At 38.5% G+C, this 16,811-nt stretch carries 17 protein-coding genes; 14 read left to right on the plus strand and 3 right to left on the minus strand.

All coding sequences use genetic code 11. The features are described from left to right. The 3 genes from BFP77_RS16650 to BFP77_RS16660 form a co-directional block, all read left to right on the plus strand. Positions 1-437, plus strand: a 437-nt coding sequence (locus BFP77_RS16650) for a radical SAM protein (protein WP_143751932.1), incomplete at its 5' end; no start/stop codon positions are given. A 67-nt stretch (positions 438-504) separates the two neighbouring features. Then, positions 505-1,515: a type I glyceraldehyde-3-phosphate dehydrogenase gene (gap, locus tag BFP77_RS16655; RefSeq protein ID WP_099575183.1), complete on the plus strand. Its 1,011-nt coding sequence runs from the start codon at positions 505-507 to the stop codon at positions 1,513-1,515. A 59-nt stretch (positions 1,516-1,574) separates the two neighbouring features. Beyond that, complete coding sequence (locus BFP77_RS16660; RefSeq protein ID WP_099575184.1) at positions 1,575-3,731, plus strand: hybrid sensor histidine kinase/response regulator; 2,157 nt, start codon at positions 1,575-1,577, stop codon at positions 3,729-3,731. On the opposite strand, the gene lpxK is transcribed toward BFP77_RS16660, so the two are convergent. Further along, positions 3,721-4,719, minus strand: coding sequence for a tetraacyldisaccharide 4'-kinase (gene lpxK / locus BFP77_RS16665; RefSeq protein WP_099575185.1), 999 nt, complete (start codon positions 4,717-4,719; stop codon positions 3,721-3,723). The two genes, BFP77_RS16660 and lpxK, sit on opposite strands and share 11 nt — an antisense overlap. Positions 4,720-4,770: 51 nt before the next feature. Here lpxK and BFP77_RS16670 point away from each other — a divergent pair, with 51 nt between their 5' ends. The 3 genes from BFP77_RS16670 (at position 4,771) to BFP77_RS16680 (ending at position 7,124) form a co-directional block, all read left to right on the plus strand. Continuing rightward, entirely contained in the window at positions 4,771-5,865 is a 1,095-nt protein-coding gene (locus BFP77_RS16670) for a Nif3-like dinuclear metal center hexameric protein (RefSeq protein WP_099575186.1), read from the plus strand. Between the two features lie 2 nt (positions 5,866-5,867). Beyond that, complete coding sequence (locus BFP77_RS16675) at positions 5,868-6,647, plus strand: zinc ribbon domain-containing protein (RefSeq protein ID WP_099575187.1); 780 nt, start codon at positions 5,868-5,870, stop codon at positions 6,645-6,647. A gap of 135 nt (positions 6,648-6,782) precedes the next feature. Beyond that, positions 6,783-7,124 (plus strand): DUF4174 domain-containing protein, encoded by a 342-nt coding sequence (locus tag BFP77_RS16680; RefSeq protein ID WP_180272385.1) that lies wholly within the window; start codon positions 6,783-6,785, stop codon positions 7,122-7,124. On the opposite strand, the gene BFP77_RS16685 is transcribed toward BFP77_RS16680, so the two are convergent. Beyond that, positions 7,121-8,464 carry an FAD-dependent oxidoreductase gene (locus BFP77_RS16685; protein WP_099575189.1) on the minus strand — a complete coding sequence of 448 codons (1,344 nt, stop codon included), beginning with the start codon at positions 8,462-8,464 and terminating at the stop codon, positions 7,121-7,123. The two genes, BFP77_RS16680 and BFP77_RS16685, sit on opposite strands and share 4 nt — an antisense overlap. Before the next feature lie 160 nt (positions 8,465-8,624). Between BFP77_RS16685 and BFP77_RS16690 the strand changes: the two genes are divergently transcribed. The 8 genes from BFP77_RS16690 to BFP77_RS16725 all read left to right on the plus strand — a co-directional run bounded on the left by BFP77_RS16690 (position 8,625) and on the right by BFP77_RS16725 (position 16,306). Then, positions 8,625-9,269, plus strand: a complete 645-nt coding sequence (locus BFP77_RS16690) for a flavin reductase family protein (protein WP_099575190.1) — start codon at positions 8,625-8,627, stop codon at positions 9,267-9,269. Next, the gene (locus BFP77_RS16695; RefSeq protein ID WP_099575191.1) at positions 9,259-9,411 is read left to right on the plus strand and encodes a DUF2256 domain-containing protein; all 153 of its coding nucleotides are present in this window, start codon (positions 9,259-9,261) and stop codon (positions 9,409-9,411) included. The genes BFP77_RS16690 and BFP77_RS16695 overlap by 11 nt, the downstream gene beginning before the upstream one ends. Positions 9,412-9,417: 6 nt before the next feature. Further along, a complete protein-coding gene (locus tag BFP77_RS16700) occupies positions 9,418-10,713 on the plus strand; it encodes a DASH family cryptochrome (protein WP_099575192.1) in 1,296 nt (431 codons plus the stop codon). A gap of 22 nt (positions 10,714-10,735) precedes the next feature. Then, complete coding sequence (locus BFP77_RS16705; RefSeq protein ID WP_257213013.1) at positions 10,736-12,268, plus strand: cryptochrome/photolyase family protein; 1,533 nt, start codon at positions 10,736-10,738, stop codon at positions 12,266-12,268. A gap of 487 nt (positions 12,269-12,755) precedes the next feature. Then, the gene (locus BFP77_RS16710; protein ID WP_099575194.1) at positions 12,756-12,938 is read left to right on the plus strand and encodes a hypothetical protein; all 183 of its coding nucleotides are present in this window, start codon (positions 12,756-12,758) and stop codon (positions 12,936-12,938) included. Positions 12,939-12,968: 30 nt separating this feature from the next. Next, positions 12,969-13,262 (plus strand): hypothetical protein, encoded by a 294-nt coding sequence (locus BFP77_RS16715; protein WP_099575195.1) that lies wholly within the window; start codon positions 12,969-12,971, stop codon positions 13,260-13,262. Positions 13,263-13,280: 18 nt separating this feature from the next. Continuing rightward, the gene (locus BFP77_RS16720) at positions 13,281-14,027 is read left to right on the plus strand and encodes an Ig-like domain-containing protein (RefSeq protein WP_099575196.1); all 747 of its coding nucleotides are present in this window, start codon (positions 13,281-13,283) and stop codon (positions 14,025-14,027) included. 125 nt (positions 14,028-14,152) lie between these two features. Further along, on the plus strand, positions 14,153-16,306 hold the full coding sequence (locus tag BFP77_RS16725) for a Calx-beta domain-containing protein (RefSeq protein WP_257213014.1): 2,154 nt from the start codon (positions 14,153-14,155) through the stop codon (positions 16,304-16,306). A gap of 152 nt (positions 16,307-16,458) precedes the next feature. On the opposite strand, the gene BFP77_RS16730 is transcribed toward BFP77_RS16725, so the two are convergent. Beyond that, a partial coding sequence (locus BFP77_RS16730; protein WP_143751933.1) for a transposase occupies positions 16,459-16,811 on the minus strand: 353 nt, incomplete at its 5' end.

A 16,811-nucleotide genomic window follows, 5' to 3' on the forward strand; every position in this document is an offset into this window, starting at 1 on the left:
CGGATTTTCAAGGTATAGAAAGACATATTGATCGTATTGTAGCAGTTGCACCAGAAGTAGTTTCCCACAACATGGAGACCGTAAAGAGACTTACGAGAGAAGTGCGCATACAGGCCAAATACGAACGTAGTCTTGAAGTCTTGCGCTATTTAAAAGCCAGTGGTATTAATAGGACAAAATCCGGTATTATGTTGGGCCTTGGCGAGTTAGAGAAAGAAGTAATTGCCACCATGCAAGATTTACGAAATGCAAATGTGGACATCGTCACCATTGGGCAATATTTACAACCCTCAAAAAAACACTTGCCCGTAAAAGAATTTATTACTCCTGAACAATTTAAGAAATACGAGACAATAGGCTTAGAAATGGGTTTTAGACATGTAGAAAGCGGTGCCTTGGTGCGTTCTTCCTACAAAGCACATAAACATATTCATTAAGATTCGCATACCCGTCAAGTTTAATATTTAAAGCCTTTAGCTGCTTTTAAAGCCTTAATTTTATGCCATGGGAACAGTTAACATAGGTATCAATGGCTTTGGTCGTATTGGCCGTACATTGTTTAGACTCATTCAGCATCACCCTAATCTCAACGTGGTGGCCATTAATGATTTGGCGGATTCCAAAACACTATCACATTTATTGAAATACGATAGCATCCATGGTATCATGAATTCGGCCATCTCTTTTGATGAAGAACACATCATTCTAGAAAAAAAAGCGATAAAACTTACCAACCACAACCATCCCAGAGAGATAAATTGGAGCGATCAAAAGGTTGATATAGTTGTAGAATGTTCAGGTAAATTCAAGACAAGGGAAAGTCTGGACTTTCATTTAAAAAACGGTGCTAAGAAAGTTATATTATCAGTTCCACCTGTGGACGAGGCCATTAAAATGATTGTTTATGGCATTAACGAAAACACCATAACAAAGGAAGATGCAATACTATCGAACGCCTCGTGTACCACGAACAATGCGGCACCAATGATAAAAGTCATCAATGATCTATGTGGTATAGAACAGGCTTATATTACAACAATTCACTCTTACACGAGCGATCAAAGTTTGCATGATCAACCGCATCGGGATTTAAGGAGGGCCAGGGCGGCATCTCAATCCATAGTTCCTACTACCACGGGAGCAGCAAAAGCCTTAACCCGCATTTTTCCGGATTTAGCGGATGTAATCGGTGGCTGTGGTATCCGGGTTCCTGTCCCTAATGGTTCTTTGACAGATATTACTTTCAATGTAAAAAGGAATATTACTATTAAGGAAATAAATGATACTTTTGAAAAGTCGGCAGAAAACGAATTGAAAAATATATTATATTATACGGAAGACCCTATAGTATCTATTGATATAAACAATAGTTCCCATTCTTGTACGTTTGATTCTCAGATGACGTCCGTAATAGGAAAAATGGTTAAGATTATAGGCTGGTACGATAATGAAACTGGCTACAGCAGTAGAATTATTGACCTGATACATTTTATGAACAACAAAGAATACATTTGAAATTCTCTTCATTACATAAAAGCCTTAGGAATTTTATTTTACTATTGTTACTCACGGTAATGGCAGTCCCGTTTTACGCACAAGATTCCATTCCGTACAAGGATATTTCCCCCTACTTCAACGAAGCTCGAAAATTAAGGAACCAGAATAAGATAGATCAAGCTTTAGAAACTTTGGATAAGGCTTCGGAGGAGGCAGAGAAAAATGAAGATATCAAGTCGCTTATAGACAGTTACCATGAGCTAGCACTCTTATACCTAAAATTAGAGAAGGAAGCTGACACCCAGTTTTATTGGGATAGAGCTAGTGTACTACTAAAAGATATTGCCTACCCATATGGAGATGCCATACACAAGTACATAGAGGCTATTTTGCTTTACCGTAGCAATCAGAATTTTCAGGCCCTTTTTATGCTAAATGAGGCCAAACAATTAAATAATGACCGTAATTTTTTCAATAACATTCTCTTGACGGAAGCTCGAGTTTACATGAATTTGGAAAAGTACGAGAGTGCTTCAAAAAATTTAAACTCACTTGTCGTAAATACAGACATCTACGAGAAAGACTACCTATCTACGCAAGCTTATCTTGGACTCGCAGAACTTGGTCTAAGTACCGAAGATTTCGAAGAAAGTGCAAAAAATGGTGAAAATGCATTGGAATTGGCCAATAAGAATGGTTTTTTTATGGAAATCAGAGAAGCTAATGAACTCTTGACAGAAGTATATGAGAAATTAGGACTGTACAATAAGTCCTTAGCGAACAATAGAAATCTGCTTGAAATAAAAGATTCCATATTCAATATTGAAAAGTTGAAACTGGAAGCAAAGACGGCCGATAAAATACGGGATGATTTTAAAACAGAGGAAATCATAAGACAGGAAGATAAAATCCAAGAACTAACCGAGTCTCAAAACAGGTCTGAAATAACGGCAATATTAACCTCAGCCTTCCTGATTATCATAACACTTTTGGCGGTTTCCCTATATCGCAACAACCAGATAAAATTAAAAACTAACGATCTCTTACAAACCAAAAATAAAGAACTTCAGGTTGCTAGGGATGGGGCGGTCCAGGCCATGGAAGCTAAAACCAACTTTTTGTCCACGGTTAGTCATGAGCTCAGAACCCCATTGTATGCGGTAACGGGTCTTACACATTTACTCTTAGAGGAAAATCCATCCGACCATCAAAAAGAACATCTGAAGGCATTAAAATTTTCTGGAGATTATCTTTTGAACTTTATAAATGATATTCTTCACATCAATAAAATTGATGCCAATAAGCTAGAGCCATTGAACATGGAGTTCAATTTGAAAAAGATTATCAATGAGGTAATTGATTCCCTCCAGCAAAGCGCCAAAGCCAACAACACACAAATAATATTGGATTACGACGCGGACATTCCGAGCCACTTGATGAGTGACCCTCTAAAGCTGTCCCAAGTTTTTATGAATCTTATAGGGAACGCTATAAAATTCACCAAAGACGGAGAGGTAACCGTAATTGCCAAACTGCTCAAAAAAGAAAACGAGGAGGTAAAAATCTATTTTGAGGTTAAAGATGACGGGATCGGTATTTCCAAAGAAAAACAGCAAAGCATTTTTGAAGGGTTTGAACAGGGCTCTATTCAGATAAACAGAGAATATGGAGGTACTGGTCTTGGCCTTACTATCGTAAAAAGCTTGTTAAAACTGTTCGGTAGTAAAATTCAGCTCAAAAGTAGTCTTGGCGAGGGCAGTTCTTTTTTCTTTGAAGTGGACATGAAGAGCTTGGAAGACCTTGTTGATGCCGTTGATTTCGAAATTACACAGAGAGATTACGATTTTAAAGGTCTACATTTAATGATTGTTGAGGACAATAAAATTAACCAGGTTATCACTAAGAAGATGCTTACCAAAAAAGATATTACCAGTGATATTGCCAGCAATGGCGAAGAGGCCGTTGTGCTTGCAAAGGAAAATGTTTATGATGCCATTTTAATGGATATCCACATGCCTGGAATCAGTGGCGAAGAGGCAACGATACAAATACGTGATTTTGACCAACAAACCCCGATTATAGCGCTTACGGCTATTTCATTGGATGATAGTTTGGAGAGTTTTTACGCGGCAGGTTGTAACGATGTGGTCACCAAGCCATTTAAACCGGAAATTTTCTATCAAAAAATAGGGGAGAACATTTTTGATAAGAAAATTCAGAACTCTACTTCGTAATTGCACTCAAATACTTTTCTATTACAGTCGAATCTTCTGGAAAAAAAGCATGTTTTATCGATAGATAGTAAAGGTTCTCAATCTTGCCAGCTAAACGCATATAATCCTTTTCTGTAGTAATGATTATATTTTTTGTTCTTAACGACTTCAGCTCATTTTCCGTAAAAAAATGATGGTCCGCAAATGACAAGTGCTCTACTCTCAACCCTTTGGTTACTACGTATTGATATAATGGTTGTGGATTGGCAATGCCCGTGACAAGGGTAACTTTTTTATCCTTGAGCGACTCTAAATAAATTTCGTCTTTTCCGCTATACAGTTTACTATCATACTCCAAATAAGAGAATAAAACCTTCTGATGTGCTCTTGGGTTAATTTGTGACCGTAACGTATTTTTCTCCTTTTTAGAAATAGAAGCTGGACACTTGGTTATGACGATTAAATCCGCTCTTTGGGAAGCATATTTACTATCCCTCAAATCGCCAGTGGGTAGGTACCAATCATTTACATATAAATTGTTATATGCAGTAAGTAAAATGTTATGTGAAGGCTTTACGCGTCTATGTTGAAAAGCATCATCCAGTATAATAATATCTGGATTAACTGTTTTATCAAGTCGAGCTATGCCGTTTCTTCTATCGACATCCACCGCAACACTTACGTTTTGAAATTTATTAAATATCTGAAAGGGTTCATCACCAATATCCTCGACCTCTGTATTGGTGTTTGCTATTATAAAACCTGATGTTTTACGTTTATACCCTCTACTCAATACGGCCAACTTATTTTCCTTTTGGAGTCTTCTAATCAAAAACTCTACCATGGGCGTCTTACCGGCACCACCAACACTGAGGTTACCAACGCAAATTATGGGTGTTTCATAGCTTGTTGATTTAAATAGGCCTACATCATAGAATAGGTTCCTAACACGTACAACTAGGGCATAAATCAAGGAAATGGGAAAAAGAAGTTTTCTCAACAGTTGCATCAGAACGAAAATATAATATTTTATCTTTGATGACCTTATATTTTATTGAAAATGACAGTAAATGGCGTTATAGAAATATTAGAAGACCTGGCCCCACTAGATTATGCAGAGGACTTCGATAATGTGGGCCTTCTCGTTGGTGACAAAGATATGAAGGTCAACGGCATACTAGTGACGCTTGACACCTTAGAACATGTTGTCGATGAAGCGATAGCGAACCACTGTAACCTTATTATAAGCTTTCACCCTATAATTTTTGAAGGGCTAAAAAAGCTGACCGGTAGAAATTACGTGGAGCGTACGGTTTTAAAAGCCATTAGGAACGATATAGCCATTTACGCTCCTCATACGGCCTTGGACAATTCTTTTAAGGGTGTAAATGCAAAAATTTGCGAAGTTTTAGGATTAGGAAATATACAAATATTAATTCCTCAAGTAGGAACGATCAAAAAATTGGTCACCTACGTACCTATCGCCGCCGCAGACCAACTACGAGAAGAATTATTTAAAGCAGGAGCCGGCACTATTGGAAACTACGACAACTGTAGTTTTACAACTATAGGCAAAGGAAGTTTTAGGCCTGGAGAAAACACCAATCCGCTAAAAGGAGAAAAAGGAAAAACACATATCGAAGAAGAGGTAATGATATCTCTTACTTATCCAAAAATGAACGAGTATAAGATTTTAACTTCCCTAAAAGAGAACCATCCTTATGAGGAAGTGGCTTATGAAGTAACAACACTGGAAAACACCAACCAACATATTGGTATGGGGATGATAGGTGAACTGGACGAGCCACAAACCGAAGAAGCTTTCATGACCTTTCTTAAGGACAAAATGAACGCATCGGTCGTAAGACATTCCGAGTTCCTTGGGAAGCCTATCAAAAAAGTGGCCGTTCTAGGAGGTAGCGGAGCGTTCGCAATACGTGCGGCAAAGCGAGCCAAGGCAGATGTATTTGTCACGTCCGACATAAAATACCATCAATTTTACGAAGCGGAAAAACAAATGGTAATTGCGGATATTGGACACTTTGAAACTGAGCAGTTTACAAAAACGCTATTAGTTGATTATCTTACAAAAAAAATTCCTAATTTTGCAATCCGTTTATCGGAAAGTTTAACAAATCCTATCAAGTATTTTTAAGTATGGCAAAAAAAGAAGATTCATCTGTAGAAGCAAAATTAAGAGCTTTATATGACCTGCAATTAATTGACTCTAGAGTAGATGAAATACGCAACGTTCGCGGTGAGTTACCTTTGGAAGTTGAAGATTTGGAAGATGACGTCCTAGGCCTAAAAACTAGAATGGATAAACTTAAAACCGATTTAGAAACAATCAATTTTGAAATAGGTGCTAAGAAAAATCTAATCGAGGAAGCAAAAGCTTTAATCAAGAAATACACGGAGCAGCAGAAAAATGTCCGCAACAGTAGAGAATTCAACTCTATAAGTAAAGAACTTGAATTTCAGGAGTTGGAAATACAACTAGCTGAAAAAAACATCAAGGAATTCAAAGCTCAGATAGACCAAAAGAAAGAGGTTATTTCTGAAACAAAGGAGCGTTTAAGCGAACGCGAAGCACACCTTAAACATAAAAAAGGAGAGCTAGATGCTATTCTTGCAGAAACCGAGAAAGAAGAAAAAGCACTATTGGAGGAATCTATAAAATTCCAAGATAAAATAGAAGAACGTTTGGTCAAGGCCTACGCCCGTATACGTAATAACGTTAAAAACGGCCTAGCGGTTGTTCCCATCGAAAGAGGAGCTTCTGGGGGTTCATTTTTTACAATACCGCCTCAAGTACAAGTAGAAATTGCTTCTCGTAAGAAAATAATCACGGACGAACACAGTGGTAGAATTTTGGTTGACCCTGCCTTGGCGGAAGAAGAATCAGAAAAAATGCAAAAAATGTTCGCTAAATTATAAGAGCATAGAAAATTTAATAGTAAAGCCATCTTTAAAAGGATGGCTTTTTTGTTTATATTGATGTACATGTATTCCAAAAAGACTTTTTGTTTCACAATCATTTATGCTATTTGCTTTATGCTATACTCGCAAGATATGGCCGATTTTAAATGGATAAACAGGATACTCATCTTTGCCGATAGTGACCAAAAGCTTATCAAAGCAAAATCCGCAATACAAGTTTTCAAATCGTTAGAAAAAGAGGTTAAGGAGCGGGCACTGCTGCTATTTCTGTACTCAAATGGTTCGTTCTTTAATAGCGAAGGAGTACGTCTTCGATTAAAGAGTAACCGTCCTATTGAATCCTCTTTTAACGGGGTTATATTACTAGGTAAAGATGGAGGTGTAAAATTCAAGGAATCTTACCCCATTAAAACGGAAACTATTTTTGAGCTAATTGACGGCATGCCAATGCGAAGAACAGAAATGAAAGATTAAGATAATAAATCCAAAATCTTATTTTCAACCTCCATCGAATCCCAAATGTCGGCTATATTTGGTATTTGCATAATCTGCTTCATAATCAATTCTTGGTTGTCCCCAATGGACAAGGCTTCAGCGTAAGGCCTATTAGAAAAAGTAACACGGGAGTACACAGGAATCCATTTATCTGGGTATTTATCGGCAAAATGCTTTTCAATCTTCTTTTGTAATAAAAAATTGCTATCAGCAGTTTTACTGCTCATCTCTATAAAATTTCTATAGCTTAATTCTGCAATGGCATCGGCATTAGGTTTTCGCTCCTCTTGGTAGGTTCTAAAAATAGCCTCCCAATCGTCCCCAAATTTACCAATGATGTTGTTTAAACAATAAATATCCTCAAAGCCTGCATTCATTCCTTGTCCATAGAAGGGAACCACAGCATGGGCAGAATCACCAACTAAGGCCACCTTGTCCCAATACGTCCAAGGATAGCACTTCATGGTAACCATGGCGCTTGTGGGATTGTTAAAAAAGTCCTCCGTTAAGTTTTCTATATCCTTGCTGACATTAGGGAAATACGTCTTAAAAAAATGCTTGGCCTCCGCTCTGGTGGTAAGCTTTTTAAAGGATATGTCCCCTTCAAAAGGAAGAAACAGGGTACAGGTAAAACTACCGTCCAGATTAGGCATGGCAATAAGCATAAATTTGCCCCTTGGCCATATATGAAAAGAGTGTTTATCTAATTTATGGGTTCCGCCGGTGTTCGGCGGAATGGTCAATTCCTTGTACCCTACATCTATAAAATCTTGAGAATAATCAAACCGGCTCCTTCGTTGCATTTTATGCCTTACCCGGGAAAAAGCTCCATCACACCCAAAAACCATCTCATATTGGTATGATTTCCATTCACTCTTTTCCGAAGCCCCCGTATAAATTTTCGCTTCCGGCAAATCTATATCCCAAACCTTTTCTTCAAACCTGAAATGAACCCCGGCCGTTTCAGCTAAATCGATCATCCTTTTATTGAGAACGCCTCTGGAGATAGACCAAATGGCCTCCCCCTCTTTCCCGTATTTTTGATAGTACTCTTCCTTGCCAACTACGTGCATAGCCCTTTTATCGAGCGGAATACCTATTTTTCTTATATCCTCTGCTATACCCACTTCCTCCAATGCTGTCCACCCCCTATTACTCATGGCTAAATTGATGGACCGTCCGGAGAATTCTATCCCTCTTATATCTGGCCTACGATCAAAAACAGTAATACTATGGCCGTATTTTCTTAGATAAATAGCAAGTAAAGAACCCACTAGGCCGGATCCTATAATGGCTATATTCTTTGGGGTCTGTTTCATAAAAAATGGAGTGATGTCCTAGATTGGTTCAATCGCTAAAATAAGAAATATAAACGGACAAAATGAACTATAAAACGCTATTGACAGTTCGTATTTGTGTAAAATTTAACTTTAAAATGTTTAGCTTTTTTATAAATTTGATAAACAAAAATAGAATCGTTTGAAACATTTTAATACCGTCCATTTTTCTTATCTTCAAAGTAGATTCAAGGCGAACCTTATAAATAGTTGCAGCGGATATAGGTCTTCAAATTTATTGGCTACCTGTAATGAGAAAGGGGAAAGCAACTTGGCTATTTTCAACTCTATAGTACATATTGGAAGCAACCCGCCCATGTTGGGTTTTGTGTTAAGGCCCCTGACCGTGCGAAGGGACACCTATGATAATTTTAAGGCAACGGGATATTTCACTGTAAATCAAGTTTCCAAGAACAACTTTAAGCAAGCGCACCAAACCGCGGCAAAATATGACAAAGGAGTTTCAGAATTTGCGAAAACCGGACTCTCCGAAGAATATTTAGACGATTTTAAAGCACCTTACGTAAAGGAAAGTACCATAAAGATAGGCTGTAGTTATGAAAATGAATACGAAATAAAAGAGAACGGGTGCATATTGATAATTGGTAAAATAGAACACCTGTACCTACCGGAAGAAATTATTCATAAAGATGGTTGGGTACAATTAGACAAAGCGGATACTGTAACGAGCATAGGGCTAGATGGCTATGCCTTACCGAAAATACTGGATAGACTTTCCTATGCCAAACCGGACCAAGAAACAAGATCCGTACTAGATGGGCTATAAAAAAAGTGACTTGCCTAGCAAAACCTGTGCTACGTGTGGCCTACCCTTTAATTGGAGAAAGAAGTGGGAAAAGAACTGGGCTCACGTAAAATATTGCAGCAAGAGGTGTCGTAGAAATAAAATGGTTAAAGCCGATAAATAATATATAATGAACAATCTCATCTGGTTTAGGAATGATCTTAGGGTTACTGATAATGAATCATTGATCAAGGCCATGAATGGCAAGAAGGTTATAGCCGTATATTGTTTTGACCCAAGACATTACGAAGTAGATAATTTTGGATTTAAAAAAACGGAAAAATACCGTGCCAAGTTCCTAATGGAGACCATTACCAACCTACGCGCCAATCTTAAACAACTAAACGTTACCCTCTTCGTATTTCATGATAAACCGGAAGTTGTGCTTCCCAAACTGGTCAAGGAAAACGAGATTAATAATATTTTTCTTCAAAAAGAGTGGACTCCAGAAGAAATCGACGTTTTTGATGCAGTAATAGCCAGTGTTCCAGCACTGGTCAATTTTGATGAATCCTTTGGTCAGTTTCTCTTTCATCCGGATGATATACCGTACGACGGCTTCGAAAAAATTCCGGATGTTTTTACCACCTTCAGGAAGAAATGTGAAAAATATGTCCAAATTAAATCGATTTATCCGTCTCCCGAACCAAAAGAACCTACCAACCTTATTGAAACCACAACAAAAATACCAACACTTCATGATTTAGGATTAAGAGACTTTTCAACGGATTCCCGTACCGCTTTTCCATTTCAAGGTGGGGAAGACGAGGCCAATAATAGAATAGCATCGTACTTCTGGAAAACAGAAAAACTTGCCTATTATAAAAAGACCAGGAACGGGCTAATCGGAAAGGACTACAGTTCCAAACTTTCGGCTTGGTTGGCAAACGGCAGTATATCGGCGAGGACTATTTACTGGCAAGTGAAAAAATTTGAAAAGGAGGTCATTAAAAACCAAGATACCTATTGGTTGATTTTTGAACTCATTTGGCGCGATTATTTTAAGTACGTCTCCCTAAAACATCAAAATAAGATTTTTTACCTAGGAGGAATCCTCAACGCTGATTACCAATGGGAGAATTCCATCGAAGCAAAAGAAAATTGGATTAAGGGAAATACCAAGGAACCCTTTGTGAACGCAAATATGAAGGAACTTGCCCTAACCGGGTGGATGAGTAACCGCGGTAGGCAGAACGTAGCTAGTTTTTGGTCCAAGGAACTTGAACAAGATTGGCGTGTTGGGGCGGCGTATTTTGAAAGCATGCTAATTGATTACGATGTACATAGTAATTGGGGCAATTGGATGTACAATAGCGGAGTGGGAAATGACCCTAGGAACAGAAGATTCAATATTCCAAGACAAGCTAGCATGTATGATGCTAATGGTAAATTTCAAAAACTATGGTTACAAGAAACCTTGTTCTAAAACATTTAAAAAATTAATATTCGTGAAAGTACTTCGCTTAATTCTTGGTGACCAACTGAACCAAAACCATTCTTGGTTCAATGAAGTCGATGAAAACGTTACGTATCTCATGGCAGAAATGAGACAGGAAACTGACTATGTAAAACATCATATACAGAAAATTACCGCATTTTTCCTGGCCATGCGTAGCTTTTCCGATGAGCTGTCTAAAAAGGGACATCATTTTATATACTACAAAATTAGTGACAATAACAATCTGCATGATTTAGAAAAAATTATACAGAAAAATATTGAAGCTACAAGCGCAGCCAAATTTGAATACCAATTACCTGATGAATACCGTCTAGACATCCAGTTAAAAGGTATTTGCAAACGCCTAAAAACGGAAACCGCTTCGGTAGACACCGAACACTTTTACACCACACGTTATGAACTTAAAAACTTTTTCGAAGGGAAAAAGCAATTGATCATGGAGAATTTTTATCGTATGATGCGAAAAAAACATGATATCATGATTGTTGGCGGACAACCTGAAGGGGGTAAATGGAATTTTGACCATAGCAACCGTAAAAAGTGGAAAGGCACACCGGGCATACCAAAAGCATTAACTTTTGGGCAAGATGCACATAAAGTAGTTGACGAAATTAACAGCGCGGCCATAGTATCGTTTGGAGAAATTGATACGACCAAATTTAATTGGCCCACTAGCAGAGAAGATTGTTTGGCCACACTTAATTATTTCTGTGAAAATCTCTTAGTCCACTTTGGCGATTATCAAGATGCGCTGCATACGGAAGAGAAATTTTTATTTCATTCCCGACTTTCCTTTGCCATGAACACCAAAATAATAGCTCCAAAAGAGGTGATTAACGCCGTACTGGACCATTACTATGAGCATAGCTCGCAAATAGATATCTCGCAGGTAGAAGGTTTTATACGGCAAATCTTGGGCTGGCGAGAATATATGCGAGGTATATATTGGAAAGAAATGCCGGAATATGCACAGATGAATAGTCTAGAGAACAAGAATCCCCTACCCGATTTCTTTTGGACGGGAAAAACAAAGATGAACTGCTTGAAGCATGCCATAGGCCAAAGTTTAGACGAAGCCTACGCCCATCATATTCAACGTTTAATGATTATAGGCAATTATGCCCTCTTAACTCAAATAGACCCGGATGAGGTAGATAAATGGTACTTAGGGGTATACATAGACGCCATCCAATGGGTGGAAATCACCAATACTAGAGGAATGAGCCAGTTTGCCGATGGCGGTATCGTAGCCACAAAACCTTACGTAAGTAGCGCTAATTACATCAATAAGATGGGTAATTATTGCACTAAATGTGATTATAGTCACACTAAAAAAATAGGAGAAAACGCTTGTCCTTTTAACTCTTTGTACTGGAACTTTTTAGATGAGAAAAAAGAGCATTTTAACAATAACAACCGCATGGCAATGATGATGAATTTACTGCATAAGAAAGATAAAGACGAGCTTCAAGAACTTAAAAATAGAGCGCAAGATATTATCAAGAATCCCGATATTTATTAATCCAGATTTCACTTTTATTTAACGTGGGTCATACATCTAAAAATTAGTTTTGCAACGTACATAAAGAAACTATTCCGCGAGAGCGTCTATATATAAAAAAGTCCTTTTCAAATTAGGTTGAAAAGGACTTTTTGTTGCTATAAAATCATACTGACACCTTCTCATCAGAACATACAAAGAGTTGATTTCCAACTGAATTTGTCTAAAAACAAATTCAGTTCAAACTATATTTTAGACCACCCACCGACACTTGAAAGTTCTTGGGCTTTTTCCTTAATCTATCAAAATTTACACTTCACCGAAAGATTTGTTCGCTATCGACAAAATGCACCCTTAAACCAATTAGCTATGGGAACTGAAGACTTAGTCCTTTATTTGATGTTAAAAATTTAACTTAAAGAATCAAAACCCAAATTAGAGATTTTCAGTTTCCCAATCTAAAATCTCATCAAATTTTAAGCTATGCAACATTCCGCGCAACAAGCAATTGAAAAGAAAGAAATCAACCTTAGTAGGTCTGGTACTTTTCGTGCTAATATCACTAGGTTTCCAAACAGAAATTAACGCTCCAGGAATTTCCTCTGGTGTTACGTTTAATTGGTCAGATACTCAGACTACATTTGATGACCCCGCTACACTGGATTTCATTGAAATAGATGGGGCTATATAAAATACCTTTGTAGTCCCCTCTACCTATGAAATGACGCGCTTAGGACCCGGAGGTCACAGCGGAAATCATATTTGGCAGAACGGTACCCAAATAGTAGGAGCAAGTAATGCATCAAATTGGGAAAGCGAAGCTATCAAGGCTTACCAGTCAGGAAATCTAAATCATTATTTTGAATCAAATAGTAATGGAGATAATTTCTGCGGTAATCTGGCTGCGGCATCCACAACGAATTCTCAGATTCAGACAATCACTTATAGTCCAGGAATCCCATCAAATCCTGATGGGATTTTAGCAGTTACCGAAAGAGGTAGCAATAACTGTTAGTATTTAGAATTATATGGCATGCCAGTTGGTGGTGGTCCAGAGGTATTACTGGGCAGTACCTTTGTAAGAAATCAAGGAAACTTGACAGGAGTCAAACCGCAAGATGTTCCATTACCAAACTCTGATTATTGGAGTAGCGGAAGAAATAATGATAACGGACAGATTATAGGAATTGGTCTCTTTAAATTATCAGATTTAGCGCCAATAGGCTCAACGACTACTTCCATTAGATATTTATCCGCCTCTCTTGATAATGGAGATGGTAAATTTTTCCTAATGCAAACTTACGCCGTTGATGATATATTTGATTCGGAGTTTGGCGCAATTTTTAATGGTGATGTGGGAGCAAATGATAATGTTCCTGCTGGGTCTTCATATTGCTATTTTACTAGTGTTACACCTTTAAACGGAACTGTAGTCGTTAACGCTGATGGTACTTTTACCTACACTCCAAATCCTGGTTTTGCAGGTACAGACGTTTTTGAAGTTGAAGTTTGTCTACCAGCTCCTAATGCAGCCGTATGTAACACTTCAACAGTAACGCTTAACGTAAAACCAGATAATTTACCAACGGCAATCGATGATACCTACACAATCCACGAAGGCACTACCAACAATGTTTTTGATGTACTGAGCAATGATGATTTTGGGCTAGACGGTCCACAAGAAAATACCGCTTTAACAATACTATCTAACCCAACAAATGGTACAGCTTCCGTTAATAAGAATGGAACGCCATCCAATCCCTTAGATGATTTCATTTAATACACGCTGGATGCCTATTACAGCGGGTCAGATAGTTTAACATGTGAGATCACCGATACTAACGGAACCGTTGCAATAGCAAATGTAGACATAAATGTTGAACTGGATACTTCTTATAATCTTGCATAACCGTTCAAAGTCTTACAGTACCGGAAGATATTGGCTTGGCCGTACTAACCATTGGTATTGAGGGTACGTATAGACCAGGAGCAACTATCAATTATAGCACAAGTAACGTCTCAGCTCTTGCGAGAGAAGATTATTCTTCGGTATCCGAAACGTATACCCTTGCGACGGAGGATATCACTTCTTTTGATATTATAATTCCCATTACGGACGATAATCTAATTGAACCAAGCGAGTCTTTCTCAGTGAATTTCGCACATGACACACCAGCTGTTTCTGCTACGGCTAGCGTTTCTGTTTCCATAACAGATAATGACAATGGTGCCAACAAAGGAGTTTCGATTAACGATTTTACCGTAAACGAGGATGTTGGAACCGCAAACTTTACAGTTTCCTTAAATGGAAATCTTCAAAACAGCTTTACTATTGATTATAACCTTTTAGATGGTTCTGCAACAGAAGCTGAAGATTACACGGGCAGCTCGGGAACTATTACTTTTACTGGAAACGATGGCGAATCACATGTTATAAATGTTCCTATAATTGATGATAGTATAATTGAAGAAACAGAAAACTTGGAAGGTAAATTATCCAATCTCTCCACAACTCTTATCAATATCGTGGATGCCAACGGTGTCGGTACCATTACCGACAACGACGGTGGTGCGGGGACCGGTGTTTCCGTAAGTGACTTTACGGTCGATGAAAATGCGGGGACCGCTACCTTCGACGTAACACTGAACGCGGACGTGCAGGGTGGATTCAACGTGGACTTTGACATTGCCGATGGTTCCGCTGTCAGTCCCGATGACAATACCGTAGCGAACACCGATACCTTTGTGACCTTCCCAGCCGGTACGGCAACCGGGGATACACAACTGGTGACCATCAACATTGTGGACGACACAATCATAGAGAATACGGAGACCTTGGATATCGCACTTACCTTCGATGCCGTTCCACCAGTCGGTGTGAACATGCTCGACGATACAGGTGTAGGTACCATTACCGATAACGATGCACCTGGAATGAATGACGGTCTCTATATAGACGACCTACAAGTCAATGAGCAGACCGGTGTAGCAACTGTCACGGTTCGCGTTCAAGGTTCTTTTACAGCCTTTAACGTTGACTACGCTACTAATGATGGTGGTGGAACAGCAACTGCGACTGCCGGTGGTGTAGATTATACAGCGTCTAACGGAACTTTAGCCTTTGCTGAAGGACAGTCCAGCATAACTTTTAACGTGGTCATAATCGATGATTGCTTGATTGAAAGTACAGAAGTATTTTTTGCGGATCTATTAAATGCTCCTGATTTTGTTCCGGTGATTGACGGTAATGCAACGATAACCATAATAGATGACGAGGAAGCATTGGCATCGAGCGATTTTGAGGCAGAGATTACCAGTCTCTGTGGAGATGAGACTTCTGAGGATCCGCAACTTACCTTTACCGGTGGCAGTGGAGATTATGAGGTTCTGTTCTCTGAAGAAATTCAAAATGCAAGTGACTCTGAGGATTTTATGATCATACGTACGTGGGATGTAACCGACTCTTGTGACAACACAGCTTCTTTTAAGCAGATCATATTCGTGTTACAACCTCAATTACAGGAAATCACTATTGACATTTGTATTGAAGACGAAGCTATTGATCTTGTGGATTATCTTCCTGAAGGGTTTGATACAAATGGCGTGTTCGAAGTTACGGAAGGAGATGTAATGTTAGACAGCAGTATTTTTGTTCCGGAAGGCTTGGAATTGGGTGAATATAGAATTGCCTATACATCTACGGGTGAAGAATTTAAATATTATGTTGACTTTACCGTAACAACCAATAGAGATTGTGTAGCCTTTATTCAGGACGGATCAAGTAAAGCTGTAACGGCCAACGGAGATGGAGTAAATGACATGTTCGAAATTAGAGGAGCTGAATACTGTGACTATAACTTTGATGTTATGATATTTAATAGATGGGGTAATATGGTCTACGAAGGAAAAGATTATAAAAATGATTGGGGCGGATTCGCGCCAAACAACTCCTTTGGAAAATCAGGTTTCTTACCAACTGGTACATATTACTATATCATCATTGTTGTTGGAGCTGACTTTAAACAGTTGAACAGATATATTTATTTAGGAGCGGAATAAATTCAAAAGCCTCGGTTTCAAAAACCGAGGCTTTTAATTTCTTATAAACTATAGTATTCAAAATAGTGTAGGTCGGGAACCAAATACTTATTCATTTCTTTCTTATCATATAATTTCTTCCAAAAAAAATTTAAATTTTTAGAGGTCAGTAGTTAACTACATATTAGTTTGGACTGGTATACTTTTTCTTTTCCGACCATTTTAGTTATCAGGTTGTTGAATACGGTCGCCTTGCTTTGGGAGCGGTTTATCCTGAAGCAGAACTCGTTGAAATACCTGTTGATATGAAAGTCGCTCACCCATGAATAGGTCGTTCTAATCCATGACTTTATCTGGTGTATCATGGTATGCAGCGCCTTGAAGTTGGCCCCCTTCGCGCTTTCTATCTGGTTTATATCGTAGACCTTTGCGATGGGCCTGTACCCCTTCCATTTGTCCGTGGTCACCTTGGCCTCCCTGCTGATATGGTCGATGAAGATATATTGCAGCGACCTTGCCGAGAAGT

The organism is Maribacter sp. 4U21 (genome assembly GCF_002742365.1).
Classification (GTDB): Bacteria; Bacteroidota; Bacteroidia; order Flavobacteriales; family Flavobacteriaceae; genus Maribacter.